The sequence below is a fragment of the Chamaesiphon polymorphus CCALA 037 genome (assembly GCF_003003845.1).
In the GTDB taxonomy this organism is placed as follows: Bacteria; Cyanobacteriota; Cyanobacteriia; order Cyanobacteriales; family Chamaesiphonaceae; genus Chamaesiphon; species Chamaesiphon polymorphus.
In genome coordinates this window covers 14,513-34,758 of sequence record NZ_PVWO01000001.1, presented here as the reverse complement: position 1 = coordinate 34,758, position 20,246 = coordinate 14,513, and the positions used below count along the sequence as shown (strand labels likewise).

Here is a 20,246-nt window from a genome sequence, read left to right as displayed (position 1 = left end):
AATAAGCGGCTTATCTTAGCTACTATTTTAAATAAACTCTTTATTCTTATGAATATTTATTCCCGACTAATTTTCCCCACATTAATCGATCGAGTAATGTCTGGGGAGGATTTTGCCAACTATCGACGGATAGTCCTCGCCGATGCAGTAGGCTCGGTATTAGAAATTGGTTTTGGTACTGGCTTGAATTTAGCTTATTATCCGCAAGGTCGAGTAGAGAAAATTACGACTGTTGATGTCAATCCAGGCATGAATAAACTCGCACAAAAGCGGATAGCTGCTAGTTCAATCGAGGTAGATTATCGAGTGTTAAATGGCGAAAAATTACCGATGGCAGATGATACATTCGATACGGTAGTTAGTACTTGGACACTGTGCAGTATCAAACAGGTAGAAACAGCGATCGCTGAAATTCACCGCGTACTGAAACCAAGTGGTAAATTTCTATTTATCGAACACGGATTGAGCAATGAGCCAAATATCCAAACTTGGCAACATCGAATTACTCCGATTCAGAAAGTAATCGGTGATGGCTGTCATCTCGATCGCCAGATCCGCCTACTAATTGCTAAACAGTTTAATAATTTAGATGTTCGGGAATTTTATAGCCCTAACACACCTAAAATTGGCGGATATTTTTATCAAGGAATTGCAATTAAGTAATGGCAATATAAAAATTGTTGAGTCGTGTCAAATGGAGTTTTATGTAATTCCATCCTAGTTTCTAATAACTGAAATCGATCGCCAAATTCTGCTTGTAGCGATCCGGCATTATAACGCACAATTTCCAATCCACTGCACTTTTCTGGCCCATCTAAACCAAAAGTCGCAATAATTACATGACCACCAGGTTTAACTGCGTCCAAAACTTGTCGAACATAGGCTACTCGTTGTGCTGGCTGGGTGAGAAAATGAAATACCGCTCGATCGTGCCAAACATCATGGCTAAATTAGCCCAACGCGCCAAAAAGGTCAAAGTACATTTCAAACCTATACTGCATCAAACTTTCAGCAATTTATCTGAGTAAGTATCGATCGTGCAAAATCCTATCTCGTATCTGGATTTTATGCACGATGAATCTGGCAAAGGTTCTCGCACTAGAAAGCAGCACAAACTCAATAACATTAAGTGAAACTATTACACAGTGCAGAAAGTATACTTTCTGCACTCCCAAGGAATCTAAGAAAAATGAACGTCATTGAGGCGATCGATAGCTCTTGCGTTACAAAGTAAGTTAGTGACTTGTTAGCTAAAGTTACATTTTTGGCGCGTTGGGCTAATTTAGCCTTCTACCAAGTTTCAAGGGCTGTGGGATGGTTGACCGTAGTGTCGTGAATTCTTTTGTCTATCTCCCCCGAAAAAAATCGCTCTCCTCTGGTAAAGAACTTTGCAGCATGATTGGGGAAGTTATCGATCGAGATCTACCGACTCATCATCACATCCGAGCAGTAGGATAGGATCTAAATCACCAGATTGCTAACTATTTAAGGAGTAAATAAAATGTCTGTTAGCCAAATTCAGCAAATGTCAATTACAACTTCCGCTCATAGTTGTTCAATTCCCGCTACAGTCAATCAAGTTGTCCTCTCGAATGGAAATTTTCGAGTTGAGCTTACGTTAGATAATGGTCAAATTACAATCGTTGATTTGACTTTAATTAATCTTCAAATTTCTAACAAACCTAACTGTAAAAATACTCCCTTTGCCTACCTGACTCCAAACTGTTAATTGTCCGCTATGAGCATCGACGATCGATTTGACGATCGCTAGCCCCAGTCCCGTACTATGCTGAGGTGGTAACGACTTAGATTCTATTCGATAAAATCTATTAAATATCAGCTCTTTATCTGCATCAGAAATACCGATCCCATTATCCCTGACTTGGAATGAGACATCATTAAGTGTCTGAGTCAGCGAGATCGCTACTTTCCCACCTGTGGGAGTATATTTAATTGCATTATCAATTAAGTTTGCGCCCATCCGGTAGAGTTGTTCGGAATTACCATCGATCCAAATTTGCCGATCGAGATCGAGATCGCTACAAATATCGATCGATTTAGCGGTAGCGGTAATGGCAAATTCTTCAACTAAATCTAGGACGATTTCTGTCAAGCAACATGGTTCAAAAATAGGCTTGTTATCTGGTCTGTCGAGGCTAGATAGAAATAATAAATCGTTGACTAAGCTGGCAATCCGAATATTTTGTCGCTCGATCCGATCGAGCCAATTAGTTAACTCTGGAGCTAGATGTTGATATTCCGCTCGACCATTTTCAATGATTACTTGCAATGTTGCTAAGGGAGTGCGTAACTCGTGGGCAGCATCAGCAGTAAATTGTTGCATTTGCTGGTAAGACTGGGAAAGTGGGCGCATCGCTAATCCGGCAAGATACCAACTGGCAATAGCCACGATAAACCCGATCGCGATAATACCGATCGTAATAATTAAATGAATATTGTTCAGGTATTCGTTGATATCCGTCAAATCCCGTCCTACTTGTAAATAGCCCCAAACTTTATTATCGGGAGTATGAATTTCTAAAGTAAGTTGCTGATAACCTTTCCCCGCTCGATCGTGAAAATGATCCCAGCGCAAATTTTCTAAAGAGCTTAATGAGGATTTTGGAACATTTGGATAGATACCTAATGTCGCTCTAGTTTTGCCACTAGTATCGATAAAGATAGCATAATATCGATCGATATTAACTAATGTATGACGGTGCTGTTGTTGAAATTGGGTTTGACAGTTTAGGTAAATCGGACAAAGTTCGGGGATTTTAGCGTATATATCTGCTGGTATTTTGCCAGGAATAGCTAATTTATATTCGACGTTAGCATGAATATTGCTAGCCAGTGATGTTATCTCTTTTTGTACCGACTGATAACTGAGATTGGTAACGATCCGATCAAACACATAGCCGACTAATCCTAAAGTACAGCCCATCACGCTAGCATAGGTTAGAGTTAGCAGCCAGCGTTTGCGCTTGAATAATTGATTCTCCATGGGAGACGCTCCGCGAACGACATTTCTACCAGTTCCCACAATTTTTACTCAAATAGAAGTTGGCGGATTTAAGCGATAACCAATACCATGAATATTTTCAATCTCTAAGCTAGTCGGTAATTGGGCTAACTTTTTTCTCAATAGTCTAATTTGAGCGGTTAAAACATTACTAGCTCGATCTGTTTCTAAATCCCACGCTCGATCGCGCAATCGATCGGCTGGGATAATTTGGTTGGGATGAGTCATCAGATATTCAAGAATTTGATATTCTTTCCGAGTGAGAGTTACTGCTGAGATCTTGCCAGATTCACTAGATCTCAAAATATGAGTTTCTACTTCGAGACTAAAATTTCCGAGCGTAATTTGTGCTGATTGAAATTGGGCGGGGCGACGATTGAGGGCGCGGATGCGGGCGAGTAATTCGATCGTGCTAAATGGTTTGGCTAAATAGTCATCAGCCCCAGCATCTAAGCCCGTCACGCGATCGTGAATATCACTGCGAGCAGTTAACATCAGTACGGGTAATTGCTGCTGTTGTTGACGCAAGCGACGGCATAAATCGATGCCCGAAATTCCAGGTAACATCCAATCGATAATCGCCAGATCGTAAATAAGATCTGGTGAAGATAGAAATTCCCAACCAAGATTGCCATCTGTGGCTCGATCGATCTCATAGCCTTCGCGTTGCAGCAATCGTTCGATCTCGGCTCCTAAATCTAGTTCGTCTTCGATTAATAGAATGCGTACCATATGAATATCTGCATCGAACGAATAATAGGATTTGGAGGTAAAAATGAGGATGACCGATCGGAATTGCTGAATCTCCGCTCCAGAGTTAATGGCTAATACTAGTTTCTAACGATATCAATTCTTCAACTAGGGTACAGATACTTTCACTATTAGGCGGATCTTCAGAGTAAGTAGTCCATCGTTCGCGGTGACTTTTCAATCTTTGCTTGGCTGCGAGTAGCTTTTGAATCTCGGTGTCTAGATGGCTAATTTTTCGCTCGATTAAGTCTTTGACAATCGAGCAAACGGCTGTACCTCGATCGTGAGAATGAAGAATTTCCTGAATCTCAGCTAGAGAAAAATTGAGAGTCTGAGCTTTCTTGATAAATAGTACTCTCTGCACCACACTATCATTGAAGTATCGATAGCCAGTATCACTCCTGAGTGCTGGTTTCAGTAAGCCTAAGTTTTCGTAGTAACGCAGAGTACTAACATTCACTCTCGTTCGCTCTCTTAAATCGCCAATTTTCAGCATTGGTTCTACCGCAGATAGTTTGCCTATCTCTCTTGACTCTCAAGCCAACTAGAGAGTTTATGATTAGGGGGTACTCAATCATAATCGAAATATGACTACTAAAAATATTTTCAAAGCAACAGTGGCTGCCTTAGCTATTGCCGTTGTCACTGCTGGAAGTGCTTTTGCCGCTGACTGTGGTTGTGGTAAATGTGCCAAATGGCACAATTAGCCCACCTTCTAAAAAATTGCCGCCGACTCCATCTCGAACTGTCGGCACACTAATGTACGGCATCACCGCGAGTGCAGAATCACCAGGTCGTTCAAAAGTATCATTCCCATACAGATTAACTTTTAGACGGGCAACAATTGCCCCAAACCCCTCTGTTTGTAAAGTTTGATTCGACGAGCTATTTAATCGGATGCGAGATCGCGAATAGGGTTGCACTACTACTTGCAAATCCACGTTGTTGAGCAAGCCAACTTTGAGATTAGTAGCAATAAATTGAAAGTCATCTGTGGCATTACCATCTTCATCTGCGGCTCTATTCGCAAAGCTCACAATTTCAGCTTCAAAAATCACAGTTACAACTACAAAAAAATAAGATCGTGCCCCTACCAATCTTCGATCGTTTAATAGGGGCATTGACAAATATTAGTAGTTACCTTTTAAAGCTAAACCGACTGTTGAATTTTTCACCTTTAACATCAGCTTGCAGCACGACTTGATAATCTCCCGCTGCCGTTGTCGGTAGTTTTGCTACATACTGTTTTTCTTCAGCACTATAGGGAAGTGCTATCGTTTGACTGGTACCGCCTGGTAATTGCACTTGAGCGGTAAGTTTAGCATCAGTAATTTCTTTCTCTTTTTCACCATGCAACTTGACATCTAGATGAGTTGAATCTTTTTCTAAATGTGAATTGAACTCGATATGATATTTTCCTGACTGTATGACTTGACCTTTATGACTATCTTTTTTGTCCTTTGAGTGGTCGTGACCATCTCCTTCACTATGTTTTTCTCCATCTTTGGTAGCTGTAGTAGTTTCAGTTTTAGCTGCTGGAGTTGAAGCTGTGGTAGTTTCAGTTTTAGTGGCTGAATCATTGCTACAAGCACCTAAGAAGAGTAAGCTAGCACTACCCAAAGCAATTAAGCTAATGTTGAAAAATTTCATTGATTTACACTCCTTAATATTTAGTAAATGGCAGTTTTACAGGATCGCGATCGCGTTATCATATTCGATCGAACCGAGTATTTACAGACATGTCCCTCTATTCTTGCAAATATGTGTGAAATTTTAGTGAAATCTTGACTGACTTTATCAAAATGGACTTGTGGCAAAGCATCATCAAACTCAGGTTAAAAGGTATAAGTCATCCTCACTAGTCCTTGAAATACAGTATTAGTATTAGTATTAAATGGATTTGTAATAAACATCACAGCCGGAGTTACCTTCATATTGTCATTTATCGGCAAGCGATAAAAAGCTTCAAAATTAGTTTGGATTGCTGGCGAGTCGGGTGCAATAAAAGGCTGACCGACGGCAAATGCCAGTAACGATCCAGGTATCAATAGATCGTTAATGCCTACACCAGCCATCCAGGTTTGAATATTATTATTGTTATTAAACAAGTTAGCATTAGCGAACTTTGGCTCGATCGAAATTCCGTAGCGACCAAACACACCAACCTGACCGAAAGTAGCTTCCCCATTTACACCCAGTACATTTTGTTCCAGACTAAAAGTTGAGGACTTAGTATACTGCAACCTTACCGCAGCATTGTTTTTATCGTTCTCGCCAAATTTACTGGCATATTCTAATTCTAGTGATGCCTGATAAGGATCGCCAAATAGCCCACCATCGATCGAACTTGCCGCATTTGCAGCCAGATACAGACCACGCAGTTTAAAGGGACTACCATCAATATTCCAATCAAATACAGCACCTGCTGCGCCTGGGCCATCAATCGCCGCAGCTAGAATCAGTCGATTTTTGATCAGGAAATTCGTACTAAAATCTGAAGCTTCATCACCAGAATAGGTATTATTGTCGATATAGTCACTAGGTCGGAGCGTCGAACCAATCGTAATCGATAAATCCTGGCTGGGCTTGAAGTTATAAGCTAATTGCAGTAGCTTCAGCTCTGGCGGCGAACCAGAGTAAACTAATCCCCCTAGATTGATAATTGAATTAGCTCGATCTCCGGCATTACCAAAAGGTTCGGGATTTGTGGTGGCTAACCCAATATCGCTAAAAAAGTCATTCCCACCATTACCAGTTTCAAATCCGATTGTCAGTGAATTATCTTCATTAAAACTGGTATCTAGATACAGTCTGACTCTAGCAATCATTGTCGGTCGGCTATCGACGGTTGTTACCGCTTGATTGCCGTATTGTCCGGCTAAAACAACCTGACCCCGAAGTTTAGTATTTGAGGAAAACTGCCATGTTTTAGCTGCGGTAGTCTGGGTTTCTATGCCACTGATTCTTTCTGTGCTTGTGGGAAGTTCAGTTTGAGACTCTTGACACGCATCAACTGGTTTGGCGGCAGCACACTTGGCATAGAAAATGACCCCTGGAACTATCAGCCCAAGACACAAAGCTTTTAATAAGTTTTTGAACATTTAAATCAATTACACTAGCAAAATAGTCGCTGTAAATTTTGGCTAGAAATTTCATTAAATTTCTAGTAACAAGATTGATGTAAAAAAGCTAATGATATCTAAATTTAGATACCACTAGCTTTTAGTTGCGATCGAATAATCGATAATCCGATAACTGATATTTCAGATCTCGATCGGCTAAATAACTGCCACTACTGTCTATCTGTCCGGCATCTTGCCAACTGCCAGTATAAATTTGACACGCAAAAATCGTGTGTCGATCGGTCATAATATTTTTCCCCTCTGTGCCTCGCAGAATATAATTCGGGATTGAATCGGCGGGTGTTCTGACTAATCAATTACCACAGGTAATTGAAACACAGTTGCGGGACAGTGTTGGGTTTGCACCAAACTTTCCCCATTACTTTCAATTGGCGATTCTCCATAAGGAGACGCTTCGCGTTGGCAACGCCTGCGCTTTGCACTTACGCCATTGAAACCGAATCTACTCTCAGCATAATATCATAGTCGCTAAAATTATCAACATATTATTGCTAAAGTTTACACACCAGTTTACTCAGCTAGTTAATCGCTCCATAAGCCTTAAGGCAGGAATGGGCTAAGATCTGCGAACAAGACATTATAAATCTGGCTATAATCCACTTCGGAAGCTAAAAATCATCCCAATTAAAATTAAATTAAAATTTCACCTTAATTTCATCATATTTTCATTAAAATTTCACTTCATATTGTTAACTTGTAAATAAAGAGGTTGTTCGATCCATTGTAAAAGGTATATTTTTATGAAACGTTATTTGTCGATCGGTCTAACAGTTGTTTTGATTTCATTAACTGCAAACACATCTGTAGAAGCAAGAGGTAAAACTGAAGTAATTACAAAACCAGAAGTATCTACTAAACCATTAGTGCTAGCGAGCGATCGCCCCTATACAGGATATGTAACTCCTTTTGAATTGGTTCATAGTGCTTATCAAGGTAAATATCGATCGCATTCTATTCCTGGATTTGGCTCATTTATTGATGGTGCCCGAACTGGAAAAATTACGGCTAAAGATTTAGTTAAAGCCGCAATTGAGTCTAAACAATTACCACCACAAGCAATCGCCGATCGTAGTTATCTTGGATATGTCGATCTCCAATTAAAATCAATGCGCCAATAGATCTATAAATAACGGATAAGTACCTAGACAGAATTAATTGCACACTCATAATTTTCAAGCCCTTTGCTTGGAAGATGTTCGAGCAAAAATTCGTACAATTAATTATGTCTAACTACTTAGATGATTATTTCAAAACTCTAGTTGCATTAAAAATCGCGGCTAATGCCACGCCAACATCAGCAAAAACAGCTTCCCACATTGTTGCTAATCCCAGTAACCCCAATCCGATAAAAATCACTTTAATAGTTAAAGCAAATATAATATTCTGCAAGACGATCGCATGAGTCTTCTTGCCCACCTGAATTGCTTCCGCCACCTTTGAAGGAGCATCTGTCATCAACACTATATCCGCAGTTTCGATCGCCGCATCCGAACCCAATCCCCCCATTGCAATCCCGACATCGGCTCTGGCAATTACAGGCGCGTCATTAATTCCATCCCCAACAAAGGCAACTTTACCTTTTTTGTGAAATTCTCCGAGCAGTTTTTCGATCGCCGCTACCTTATCTTCTGGCAATAACTCAGCCGCAAAAGTATCGACACCCAAAGTCTTCGCTATCCGTGCTGCTACAGCTTGTGAGTCCCCCGTCAACATCATCACCCGCTCGACACCTGCGGCTTTGAGATCGCGAATTGCCTGAACCGCATCTTCTTTGATCTCATCGGCAATAATAATGTATCCAGCATAGACTCGATCGATTGCCAGATGCACGACAGTACCCTCGACATCACAGGTATCATGAGCGATATTTTTGCGGTGCATCAATCGATCGTTACCTGCTAATACTAGCTTTCCTTCAATTGTCGCCTCAATCCCGTGAGCGGCAATTTCGGTGTAATTTGAAATGCTAGATTCATTAATGGGTCGATTGTAAGCTGTGCGAATTGATTTAGCGATCGGATGATTGGAATTTGCTTCCGCCTCGGCTGCAATGCGTAACAATTCATCTTGTTTAAAGCCATTGTGCGGGACAATTTCAGTAACTTTAAATACGCCCTGAGTCAGTGTTCCCGTCTTATCAAATGCGATCGCTTTAACTCCAGCTAAAGTATCTAAAAAAGTCGCTCCCTTCACCAAAATTCCCCGTTTAGCCGCTCCACCAATCCCACCAAAATAGCCGAGCGGAATACTAATTACCAATCCACAAGGACAAGAAATTACTAACAGCACCAAAGCGCGATACACCCATTCAGCACGGGTGGCACCTGGAATTACCAGCGGTGGAATTAAGGCAATTAATAGCGATAAAATTACCACGATCGGTGTATACCGACGGGCGAACTTAGTAATAAATTTCTCGGTTTCGGCTTTCTTGGCACTCGCATTTTCTACCAAATCCAGAATTCTTGAAATTGATGATTCCCCAAATAATTTGGTGACGGTGACAGTTAACACCCCAGTTTGATTGATAGTTCCGGCTAATACCGTTTCACCTACATTTACCGTGCGCGGCACAGATTCGCCCGTTAATGCTGATGTATCGACTTGAGAATTACCATCGACGATTTCACCATCAAGAGGTACCTTTTCACCTGGCTTGACGATAATTGTATCACCTACTTGTATTCGTTCTGGTGAAACGACTTCAATCCCATTTGCTGTTTTGAGATTGGCGGCATCGGGACGAATTTCTAGCAGGGCTGAAATCGATCGCCGCGAGCGACTGACGGCTAGTTCCTGAAATAATTCACCGACTTTGAAAAATAACATTACGCCCACAGCTTCGGGTAGCTGTTTAATGGCGATCGCGCCGACTGTGGCGATCGTCATCAAGAAGTTTTCGTCAAATACTTGTCCGCGTAAAATATTTCGTCCGGCTGTAGTTAATACTGTCCAGCCACTCAATAAATAAGCTGGAATGAATACTAAGTACGTGCCAATTGATGATGGTGTTGCGTTTAATTGTTTCTCAAAGATAGAACCTATTACAAACAGCGTCATTACGACTCCAACTAATAAACCTTCACGCTTTAAATTAAACTCTCCCCCACCATGATTGTGCCCGTCATCTTCTTCATGACTGCTATTATGGTCGTGACCGCTATGGTCGTTAGCTAGTGACTTTTCTTCGACGATCGTATATCCCAAAGCTATTACTCGCTCTTTAATATCTGCCTCACTTACTCGTGCTGGATCGTAAGTGACAATTAGCCGCCCAGTTGCCACCACTACAGATATCTCAGCTACCCCTGCTAGCTGTTCTAGACTGCCTTCTATCTTCACTGCACAACTCGTGCAGTCCATGCCACCAACTTGCAGCCGTTGGGTTTTGAGTGCGGGTACTTGAGTCATAAGTTATGTCTGTATGTGCGGGAGTGCTAAACTAATACCTTAAATTGTAACGTCAAATCAGAACATCTGAAAACATGTTCATATATATAATGATTCTCGTTCTTACTACTATCATTAGACAGCTTTTATCTTCCTCGATCAAATATTCGATCGTCCAGCAAGAGTATTCATATCGATTAAAGCGATCGAGTATTCAAAAAATTAATAATATCTATTGCCCTTTGATATTCGATCTTTTGATTTTCCCGATCGAATAATTCCGTAGCTTTAATAAAATCCGGAATAGCTGCTTGATTTTGCCCTAACTTAAACTTACTAAGACCGCGATTATAGTAAGCAACCGCATATTGAGGATTAAGAGTAATGGCGAAATTGTAGTCATCGATCGCCTCTCGATCCTGTCCTAAACTATATTTGGCAAGACCGCGATTATTGTACGCATCAGTAGATTGATAATCAAGATTAATGGCAAAATTGTAATCATCAATAGCTGATTGATGCTGTCCTAAGTTATGCTTTGCCGTACCTCGACCAACATAAGCTTCAGCAGCTTTAGGATTAATCATAATGACGAAGTTGTAGTCATCAATAGCTGATTGATGCTGTCCTAAACTATTTTTAGCAGCACCCCGACGAAAATAAGCATCAATATCTTGAGGATTAATCATGATGACGCAATTGTAATCATCAATAGCTGCTTGATACTGTCCTAAGCTGTGTTGAGCAAAACCCCGATTATAGTAAGCCAGAATAGCTTGAGGATTAAAAGTAATGGCAAAATTGTAATCATCAATCGCTGCTTGATGCTGTCCTAAGTTATACTTGGCAGTACCTCGACCAACATAAGCTTCAACTGCTTGGGGATTAAGAGCAATGGCGCGATTGTAGTCATCAATTGCCTCTGGATACTGCCCTAAGTTATACTTGGCAGCACCCCGCCCAACATAGACATCAACATACTGAGGATCGATGATAATAGCACGACTGTATTCATCAATTGCGGCTGCATTCTGCCCTAAGCGATACTTTTCTATGCCCCGATCGAAGTAAGCTTTAGCATCTTGAGGATCGATCTCGATTGCGCGATCGCAATCGTAGTCATTAAAAGCTTCGATATTCTCACCCGATCGATCCTCAATAGAAACACAATTATTTATCGACGATCGCAATAAACATCGATTTCGACCATCTTCATCACCTAGTTTACCCCATATTTCTACGGCTTTATCCCAGCATTCCGCAGCTTCTAGTAGCTCGGCTGCCTCTCCATATCTTTCAATCTCAATCAGTTTATCAGCCGCAGATTCTAGCTGATTTTTATCTTTTAGACTTTTTACTTCACACTCTAAAGATCTTACTCTATTTCCAGCCCGACCCCAAACTTGTGCTGCTTCTTGCCAATCGGCTAAATTTTCCAAAATTTCGGCCGCTTCTGAATATTTTCCGATCTCTAGCAATAACTGAACTGCTTCATAATATTTGCGATCGAGCAGTAAAAACTCTACTTCAATTTCTTGTTTGAGAGTTTCATCTCCAGATTTAGTGGCACATTCTAATGCCTGCGGTAATAGTCTGGCATCTCGATAGTAGATAGCTTTCAAATACCAATCTTGAGGGGCGATCGATTGAGCTGGACTAAAAGCTTCAGCGATACTCATCGATATTAAACTCTCTGCTAATTCAGTACGTTTCCACAGATCTGATATTTTTGGTTCACAAATGTTGAGAATATGACGAGCGCGGGTAATAGCTACATATAGAAGATTGAATTCCAACCGCAATTGTGGCTTTTGTCGATCTATTAAATGTTTAGTTGAACTGGCGATCGTAGACTCTAAGCTGTTAGTATATTCAAAAAAATTAACTAAGTAAACAGTATCAAATTCTAAACCTTTAGATTCTTCAATTGTAAAAATTAATTTAGTTGTTAAATCTGTAAGAAGTTCGGCTTTTTGTTCTTCGGTTCTTACTAAAATAGCATCCCCCGATCCTAGCTCAATTTGCTTGAGGTCATTTCTGGAAGCTGCTACTAACCGAGCTAGTTCTCCACTGGTGCTAATTGGAGCTTCTGACTGGAATTGTGATTCAGAGAGTAGTTTGAATTTTAGATTCAGCAGCTCGACAGCCAAAGCTCCTAATTTACCAGTACTACGAAAGTTAAAATCTAATCTTTTTTCAGTCCATTGACGATTCTGTTGATATAGTCTGGTTGTTAAATCTTCCCATCGAAAGCCACTCGGACTAATCATTTGATTCAGATCTCCAGCACCCAAAATTTGTCCATTTTGGGCTAGTAATCTAATTAATAGCTCGATCTGAATCTCGGTTAAGTCTTGAATCTCATCACAGACAATTAATGTATAAGGTTGGTATCGAACAGTTTTAATCAGCCGTAAAGCTGTTCTTGTGAGATCGATTTCATCAGCTAATTGTTCGCAATCTATCCGGTTTTGATACCATTGTGCTAATTTATAAATTTTATGACGTTCTCCAGCACGAATCGCTCCAGACCTTTTTTTCCCTAAATTTTCATATTCTTTTTGACTTAATAAATAACATTCAGATTGCGCTTTTAAGTTCGCCCCTTTGATAATACTTCTGATTTCATCCCACACTAAAGCTGGTGGATATTGCTTACTTTCTGGCTTTTTGATATAACGCTGGTAAAAATATTGATAGCCGACAAGATGATGCTTGAATTCTTCACCAAGATCTTTCGTGATTGTTAGACACAAATCTCTAATCGTCAAGAATTCTGGTTTGAGTGGCAGACCTTCAAACGTCTCCCCCCATAGCTGCTTAAATTGTTCTTTTGACTCCTTCACTAATATTGGATTGTAACCGACATAAAGACACCTAGCAGTTGGATTCATTTGCAGAGTTCGAGCCAGTCGATACAATCCAACTGTGGTTTTGCCAGTCCCCGCACTACCAGACAGCAGCACATTACCATAGGTATCGATCGCTTTACTTTCATCTGGAGTCAGTCGCAGCCGTAAATCTGCTGCACTGGAGATCGCCATTTGCCATGCTTGCTCTGATTCAATAATTTCTGGTTCGAGAATTAACCACTTGGTATTATCTAGCAGCTCATCTGTCGATTCTGCTTGAATCTCTATTTCTGCTGCTTGCCATAAGTGGATTTCCGCCTGGTCTTCACTACTCAATTCCTGAAATTTTTGGTCTAAGTTCCCTAATACTCTAACTTCTTCTGCTTCCCACCAATTCCGATCGATAATCTGGGCATGATGGTTGACTTCATCATGCTCTCTACACACTGCTTCGATGGCGATGAATTTCTGAGTTTGACCGTTGTGATGGTTGGACTGTCTATAGGTAAACAGCAAGCGGCTATCTCGATTTATTCTGGCTTCCCAGACAATTTTGCTCGTACCTTTGAGCTTTTTTACTCTCAAACCAACGTCAAATTGTCTTTTTTCAATTTTGTTGATACATTGCCGAACTTCTTCAATAAAACTTGGATCTGTGGATTTGAGACTTTTCCACACTTTCTCTCTAACTACAGTATCTAGATTCATAGAAAATCAGCACAATGCGGGAAACTTAGTTTTTTTAGATCTTAGAATAGTCAGTCAAATGGGTTTTAAGCGTAGGTAATTGATTCATATTGATATTGCTACATGTGCATGAAAAATTGTTCTGGTTTGAGTTCTTCTTCTTTTTTCGGAAATAAATGTTTGCCAAATTTGGCATATAGAGCGGGTAATACCAATAACGTAATCGCCGTAGAAGTAAACAAACCACCAAAGACCACGATCGATAACGGCTGTAATAATTCCTGTCCCGATCCGCCTTGAAACACCATCGGTGCTAACCCCAATCCCGAAGTTAACGCCGTCATCAAGATCGCATTTAGTCGCTCCATCGAACCTTTGACAATGATGTCCTTCATGGGCATTCCTTCAGCATATTTACTATTGTAGTTATCTACTAGTAATAAACCGTTTCGAGTTGCCACCCCAAATAAGGATACAAATCCTACTAAAGACGCGATTGAAATTACACCACCCGTCAGAGCCACTGCAATGACTCCACCGACTAAAGCAATTGGCAAGTTAATCATAATCATTAGTGTTGATGGGATAGACTTAACGGAAAGATACATCAGAACGGTAATTGCCACAAAAGCGATTGCACTGAAAACTAGAATGTTTTGGGTAGCGCGTTCTTCAGCTTCAAATTGACCTGCGTATTGAATAAAATATCCCGTTGGCAATTGGACGCTGCTCTTAACTTTAGCTTCAATTTCCGTGACGATCGAGCGGATATCGCGCCCTTTGGCATTAGCAGAAACGACAATTAAACGCGATACATTTTCCCGATTGATCGTATTTGGGCCTGTCCCTTCAGTAATTTTGGCAATACTCCCTAACGGAATTTTTTGCTTGTCGGGAGTGTCGATTAAAAGATTGCCAATGGTTTCTAAATTCTGCCGTGCTTCAGGTTTTAGCCAGACAAGTAAATCGAAGGATTGTTGATTTTCTAACACTTTAGAAACAACCTTCCCATTGAGAGCAGTTTCGATCGTCTCTGATAAATCTCCCACCGTATGCCCGTACCGACTAGCGGCATCGCGATCGAATCTGATTTGAATCTGGGGTACTGGTAATTGCGGTTCGAGTTGTAAATCGACAACACCATCGACTGTTTTCATCTGCTGTTCTATTTGTTGTCCGACTTTTCGCAATTCTGCTAAATCGGCACCGAAAATTTTCACTGCGATCGAGCTTCGTACCCCCGATAAAACTTCATCCATTCGATGTTGTAAAAAACCACCGATATTTGCAGCCGCACCAGGGATGCGATCGAATGCTTGACGCATGACTTTGAGCGATGCTTCCCGATTTTGCATCCCTTCTTTACTCAGTTCGATATCGACGTGGGCGACATTCACACCTGCGGCTTCAGCGTCTCCAGAAGCACGTCCAGCACGAGTTTGGATGAATTCAAACCGCTTGTCATTTTTCAATGCTTCCTCGACCGCATGACCCGCTTGGGTACTACCTTCGAGCGAAACAGTTGGATAAGACATCAAAGTATTGACCATCGTTTGCTCTTGAAACTCTGGTAAAAATGCTCTGCCAAATGAAGGGATAATTACAATTGAGGCGACAGTTAAAACTGTAGCAATCCCCATAATTAATAAGGGATTTTTCATCGAGAAATTTAAGCACAAGCTGTAGATTCCCTTACAGAATCTCGCTAGCCAGGGTTCCCGCTGTGTCACCTTGGTAGCAGGTAGTAAAATCGCACATAAAGCCGGAGAAACGAGTAAAGATTCTAAACTAGAAACAACAACTACGGCTAAGTAAGCAATCCCCATCGGGGTGAAAATCTTTCCTTCAATCCCTGGTAATGTAAAAATTGGGGAGAAGACAATAATCCCGATGATCGTCGCGCCTAAGAGTGAATCGCGCACTTCTTGAGAACCTTCAAAAATGATTTCTAGCGGGGTGAGTGGATCGCCTTCTGCTTTATTTTCGCGCAACCGCCGATAGGTATTTTCACCATAAACGATCGCATCATCGATCGCCGTCCCAATTGCTACCGCCAAGCCGCCTAATGTCATGGTATTCAAACCAACTCCCAACCATGACAGTACCAACATCCCAAATAGCAATGTCAAGAAAAAATCTAATAAACATACTGCCAAGATTCGCCAGTTCAACAAAAATGGAATCAGGATAATTGCCGCGATAATACTGCCTTGAATCAACGAAGAACGGACATTATCAACCGAAGATTCGATATAACTATCTTGACGAAAAGTGGTCGTAACTTTGATATCTTTGGGCAAACCAACTTTAATTTCGGCGATCGCTTTTTCCACCGCACGGCTGACAGTCGGCGTATCGTAGCTGGGCTGTTTATTCACCATCACGATAATCGCTGGCTTACCGTTAAAACTGCCATCGCCCCGTTTTAATGCCGCCCCAATTTTAACCTCTGCCACATCTTGCAATCTAACGGGGGTGCCATTGCGAGCTACGATCGTCGATTTTTGGAGATCTTCGATCGATTCGATCCTACCAATCCCGCGAATTAATTTCTCGGTATCGGGGGTAATAAAAAAGCCACCTGCGGCATTGACATTTGCTTTTTGCGTCGCTTGGGTAACTTGGTCTAAAGTAATATTAAAAGCGGCTAATTTAATCGGATCGACTAATACTTGAAACTGTCGCTCATCGCCACCAAAAGTTAGAACTTGACTGACTCCTGGCACGGCTAAGAGGCGATTTGTCACTTGCCAATCGACAATCCGCCGCGCTGCCATCAGGGGATTTTGGTTCGTAGATTTCGCGTCATCTGCGACGGTAAAAGCGTACTGCACCACCAAACCGACGGGAGAAGTGGTCGGAGATATTTGGGGTGGTTCGACTCCTGGCGGTAGCTTACCTGTGACTTGTTGCAGTCGCTCGGTAATCAGTTGCCGCGCTTGATAAATATCAGTTGACGAACTAAAGATCGCCCGTACCGCCGAAATTCCCGCCGCACTCGACGAACGCACCGCAGTTACTCCAGGCGTACCATTAATTGCACTTTCGATCGGTAACGTTACTAGCGATTCTACTTCCTCTGGGGCGAGTCCAGGTGCTTCGGCTTGGATTTCTACTTGCGGCGGTGCAAAGGCTGGCAACACATCCAAGGGCATCTGCGGAATCACATAAACTGTCCACAATGAGACGATAATAGTTGCTAGTACGACCAACCACCGACGGTTAATTACCCATTGAACGATATTTCCAAGCATTTTTAGGATTAGAGAAGAGAATAAGTATCAGCGTAAAATTGACAGATATTTGAATTCAAGAACGATGGGGACTAAGCAAAATCACCATCGTGCCGATGAGAGAAATACCAACCCCAACTAAATCCCACCGATCCGGTTTAACCCCTTCAACTAACCACAACCACAGAATAGATGACAGGATATAAATACCGCCATAGGCGGCGTATACTCTGCCAGCATTGGGTGTATCTACCTGAGTTAAAGCCACAGCGAAAATAGTTAGGGATAAAACACCTGGAACGATCCAAAGTAGACCCCGATCCAATCTCAGCCATACCCAAAAAGCGTAGCAACCAGAGATTTCTGCTAATGCAGCAACCAAGAAGAAAATAATCGATCGCATTGGCAGTGAACGTAGGGTGTGTTATCCCGTCAGGGTAACGCACCATCTAGAAGATTGGTGCGTTTTGCTGTTTTGACCGAAACGCACCCTACATCTACTCCCCTTTGCTACTCTTTTCTCCCATAATTGCTGGCGACAAAGGTACGGAGTGATGATTATTGGTGTAGGGTTCTGGTTTGGTGTGTTCCGCCGCAGGTAACAAAAGATCGTCATTGTGGGTATCAGCATCAGTATCTTCTAAACCATCTGCTGGAGCCGATCGAAACCGTTTCCACAGCAGCAAAGAACTTCCAGCCACTAGAATCGCACCCCCACTGACTGGTAATAACCAGGGCGGTATGACAAAACCATTACTTTTAGCTGGAGCCGCTCCGTGATTATGTCCATCTCCCTCTTCATGCTTATCGCCATCTGCATCTGTTTTTTCACCCCCACCCCGCAACGACTGTGCGTAGAGTTGTGTCCCTCGCTGAGTCACCACCATGTCACCCGCAAATAAACCCGTCTTCACCTCTACCAGATCCCCAGTAGTGCGCCCGAATGTAACTTCTGCCGCTTGAAAAGCATTCCCATTCTGGACGTAGACAACTTTTTTACCATTGGCATCGACTACCGCCGAAGTGGGAATCGCCAGTAGCGACTCAGTTGTTTTATCGGTAATTACTTCTAGTTCGGCAAACATTCCTGGTTTGAGTAATCCGCTGGGATTACTAATTTCTGCTTGCACGGGAACGACTCGACTTTCGCCCTGTACGGATGTGCCAATTTGGGTAATTCTGCCTTCAAAACTTTGATTTGGTAGGGAGGCAACTTTGACGCGGATCTTTTGACCGTTTTTTACCACCCCTAAATCTTTCTCATAGATATTCGCCGTCGCAAAAATCCGAGCGTCATTAACAATGGTCATCAGTTTACCACCCGCATCCTGCAAGGATTGACCGATACTGACATCGCGGCTGGCAACAGTTCCAGCAATCGGTGCAGTTATCGTTACCAGCCCTTGGGCATTGGCGGTGCTGCCCAATTGTTGGAGTCGAGTTTGATAATTAGTGGTACTGAGATTGAGTTGCGATTGGGCGATGAGTACATCCGACTGGGCGCGTTTGAGTTGTGCTTGAGCTTCTAAGACATCGCGACGAGTTTGGGCGCGTTGTAATAGCGACTGCGCCTCAGCAACACTCGCTTGAGACTCGCGCAATTCGCGATATGGTAAGTCTACTTCTGCTTTTTTAACATCACTTTGAGCTTGCACGACTTGCGGTAAACTTTTGGCTTTGGCTGCTTCAGCTTTGGCGCGTTCGAGTTTACCTTTAGACTCCAACATTTGTCGTCTGGCTAAGGCACCTTTGGAGACTAATTCGTTATCTCGATCGAATTGTTCTTGTGCGATCGCAACTTCAGTATTCGCGCGGGTAATTTCGGCATTAGCGATTTGCTGCTGAAGTTTAAGATTTTCCTGCGCTACTTTCAAAACGCCGCTTTGATTAACGATCTGTTTATCTCGATCGTATTGTGCTTGAGCGGCAGTTAGTTTAGTTCGAGCTTGAGCGATTTCGGCATTACTAATTGTTTTCTGCTTGACTAAATTATCTTGAGCTAGTTGCAGATTAACCTGAGCTTTCCGTAAGGCTCCTTGAGCATCGGCTTGTTTGCCTTGGGCATCTACACGCAAGTTAGCTAACTCTGGTGAAGCAATCACCGCCAAAGGTTGACCCTTAGTAACTTTACTACCAGGCTTAACTAATAACTGCACTACTTTACTAGTGAGCGGTGCTGTCACCTCAACTTTTTGGTCGGGTAAAGTTTCGATCTGTCCGGTAGTCTTTAAGCCAATATCTAACGGCTGATTTTTAACTGCTTCGACTTTAATTCCCAATCTTTTGACCGTCTGAGCATCGACAGTTACAGCACCAGTAGCTTCACCGCCAGACTTAAACGAACTGGCACCACTATGATCGTGTCCGGCTCCAGCGATCGCGATTTTAGGACTAGATACTGTCGTTAATATAATTAAAGATAATAGTAATTTGAGTTTAGTCAATCGCATGATAATAAGGTGTGAAAGTTAGCTATATCCAGTCAACGATTTAAGTCTCGATCGCTCTAAGAAAGACGTAAACCAGTTCTGCCAATATTGGTAAATCGATCGTTAGCTACTTGCAATCTGCTACCATTATCGCCAGCAAACTTCACAGCCAGATCGTAATACCGAGCGGTGCCCCACACGCTGACATTATTCAGTTCGATATCGATTGCTGTGCCAGGTTCGACTGCTCGATCGAAGCTCAGTTCTACAGTCTGCCCAGCGATACTGACATTTACAGGTAAGCTTTTACCTGTTTTATGGTCGAAAACTACCACTTTTTGGTTGAGCGTAAATCCGGCTGGAGCGGTGGGCTTCAGGGCAGATACAGATTTTGAGTTGGTAGGAATCGCCAACCGAATTGTATGACGGGCGATGCTAGCCCGTGCGGAGGGAAAAGTATAGTTACTATAGATGTAGGGAAGAGTACCTTCGGCTGACTGACTCTGCGCTTGAGGAGTTGCGACAGCAGTTAGTAAGAGAGTACATAAAGTAGCCATCGATAATAGGCGATGAGAACTCATGTGCTTGACCTCTGTTAAACTTGGTTGCTGCCCCCATCATTGCAACGATATATGAAATTTTAGTGAAATTTAGACATATTTGGTAATTTCACCCAAACTGTGGATCGAACACGATTATCATCACATCTCAACTCAAGCTAATTGCCAAGCTAATTGACC

General features: G+C 42.1%; 15 protein-coding genes, 1 pseudogene and 1 riboswitch. Of the genes and pseudogenes, 2 read left to right on the top strand and 14 right to left on the bottom strand.

What is annotated here, in order from left to right:
• Positions 1-48 precede the first annotated feature (48 nt).
• Positions 49-663, top strand: coding sequence for a class I SAM-dependent methyltransferase (locus tag C7B77_RS00140; protein ID WP_106299293.1), 615 nt, complete (start codon positions 49-51; stop codon positions 661-663).
• Here C7B77_RS00140 and C7B77_RS00135 read toward each other — a convergent pair.
• From C7B77_RS00135 to C7B77_RS29495, 8 genes and pseudogenes are all read right to left on the bottom strand, one after another.
• Positions 642-944, bottom strand: a pseudogene (locus C7B77_RS00135) (SAM-dependent methyltransferase); the annotation flags it as partial. The gene C7B77_RS00140 and the pseudogene C7B77_RS00135 sit on opposite strands and share 22 nt — an antisense overlap.
• A 710-nt stretch (positions 945-1,654) precedes the next feature.
• Positions 1,655-3,043 carry a two-component system sensor histidine kinase RppB gene (gene rppB / locus C7B77_RS00125; protein ID WP_245893950.1) on the bottom strand — a complete coding sequence of 463 codons (1,389 nt, stop codon included), beginning with the start codon at positions 3,041-3,043 and terminating at the stop codon, positions 1,655-1,657.
• A gap of 9 nt (positions 3,044-3,052) precedes the next feature.
• The gene (rppA, locus tag C7B77_RS00120) at positions 3,053-3,754 is read right to left on the bottom strand and encodes a two-component system response regulator RppA (protein WP_106299291.1); all 702 of its coding nucleotides are present in this window, start codon (positions 3,752-3,754) and stop codon (positions 3,053-3,055) included.
• An 85-nt stretch (positions 3,755-3,839) separates the two neighbouring features.
• Positions 3,840-4,268, bottom strand: coding sequence for a MerR family transcriptional regulator (locus C7B77_RS00115; RefSeq protein WP_106299290.1), 429 nt, complete (start codon positions 4,266-4,268; stop codon positions 3,840-3,842).
• Between the two features lie 130 nt (positions 4,269-4,398).
• Complete coding sequence (locus C7B77_RS29500; protein WP_181243649.1) at positions 4,399-4,809, bottom strand: hypothetical protein; 411 nt, start codon at positions 4,807-4,809, stop codon at positions 4,399-4,401.
• Positions 4,810-4,909: 100 nt separating this feature from the next.
• Positions 4,910-5,422 (bottom strand): hypothetical protein, encoded by a 513-nt coding sequence (locus C7B77_RS00110; RefSeq protein ID WP_106299289.1) that lies wholly within the window; start codon positions 5,420-5,422, stop codon positions 4,910-4,912.
• Between the two features lie 185 nt (positions 5,423-5,607).
• Complete coding sequence (locus C7B77_RS00105; RefSeq protein WP_106299288.1) at positions 5,608-6,873, bottom strand: carbohydrate porin; 1,266 nt, start codon at positions 6,871-6,873, stop codon at positions 5,608-5,610.
• Between the two features lie 121 nt (positions 6,874-6,994).
• Complete coding sequence (locus C7B77_RS29495) at positions 6,995-7,141, bottom strand: hypothetical protein (RefSeq protein ID WP_181243648.1); 147 nt, start codon at positions 7,139-7,141, stop codon at positions 6,995-6,997.
• 31 nt (positions 7,142-7,172) lie between these two features.
• A riboswitch (cobalamin riboswitch) is annotated at positions 7,173-7,306 on the bottom strand.
• A gap of 349 nt (positions 7,307-7,655) precedes the next feature.
• On the opposite strand from C7B77_RS29495, the gene C7B77_RS00100 reads away from it, so the two are divergent.
• Positions 7,656-8,033, top strand: coding sequence for a hypothetical protein (locus tag C7B77_RS00100; RefSeq protein WP_106299287.1), 378 nt, complete (start codon positions 7,656-7,658; stop codon positions 8,031-8,033).
• A 124-nt stretch (positions 8,034-8,157) separates the two neighbouring features.
• On the opposite strand, the gene C7B77_RS00095 is transcribed toward C7B77_RS00100, so the two are convergent.
• From C7B77_RS00095 to C7B77_RS00070, 6 genes are all read right to left on the bottom strand, one after another.
• Positions 8,158-10,326 carry a heavy metal translocating P-type ATPase gene (locus C7B77_RS00095; RefSeq protein ID WP_106299286.1) on the bottom strand — a complete coding sequence of 723 codons (2,169 nt, stop codon included), beginning with the start codon at positions 10,324-10,326 and terminating at the stop codon, positions 8,158-8,160.
• Between the two features lie 176 nt (positions 10,327-10,502).
• Positions 10,503-13,865, bottom strand: coding sequence for a tetratricopeptide repeat protein (locus tag C7B77_RS00090; protein ID WP_106299285.1), 3,363 nt, complete (start codon positions 13,863-13,865; stop codon positions 10,503-10,505).
• A 98-nt stretch (positions 13,866-13,963) separates the two neighbouring features.
• On the bottom strand, positions 13,964-17,098 hold the full coding sequence (locus tag C7B77_RS00085) for an efflux RND transporter permease subunit (RefSeq protein ID WP_106299284.1): 3,135 nt from the start codon (positions 17,096-17,098) through the stop codon (positions 13,964-13,966).
• Between the two features lie 55 nt (positions 17,099-17,153).
• Positions 17,154-17,480, bottom strand: coding sequence for a YnfA family protein (locus tag C7B77_RS00080; protein ID WP_106299283.1), 327 nt, complete (start codon positions 17,478-17,480; stop codon positions 17,154-17,156).
• 94 nt (positions 17,481-17,574) lie between these two features.
• The gene (locus tag C7B77_RS00075) at positions 17,575-19,527 is read right to left on the bottom strand and encodes an efflux RND transporter periplasmic adaptor subunit (protein WP_106299282.1); all 1,953 of its coding nucleotides are present in this window, start codon (positions 19,525-19,527) and stop codon (positions 17,575-17,577) included.
• Between the two features lie 56 nt (positions 19,528-19,583).
• Complete coding sequence (locus C7B77_RS00070; protein ID WP_106299281.1) at positions 19,584-20,087, bottom strand: DUF2808 domain-containing protein; 504 nt, start codon at positions 20,085-20,087, stop codon at positions 19,584-19,586.
• Positions 20,088-20,246 lie beyond the last annotated feature (159 nt).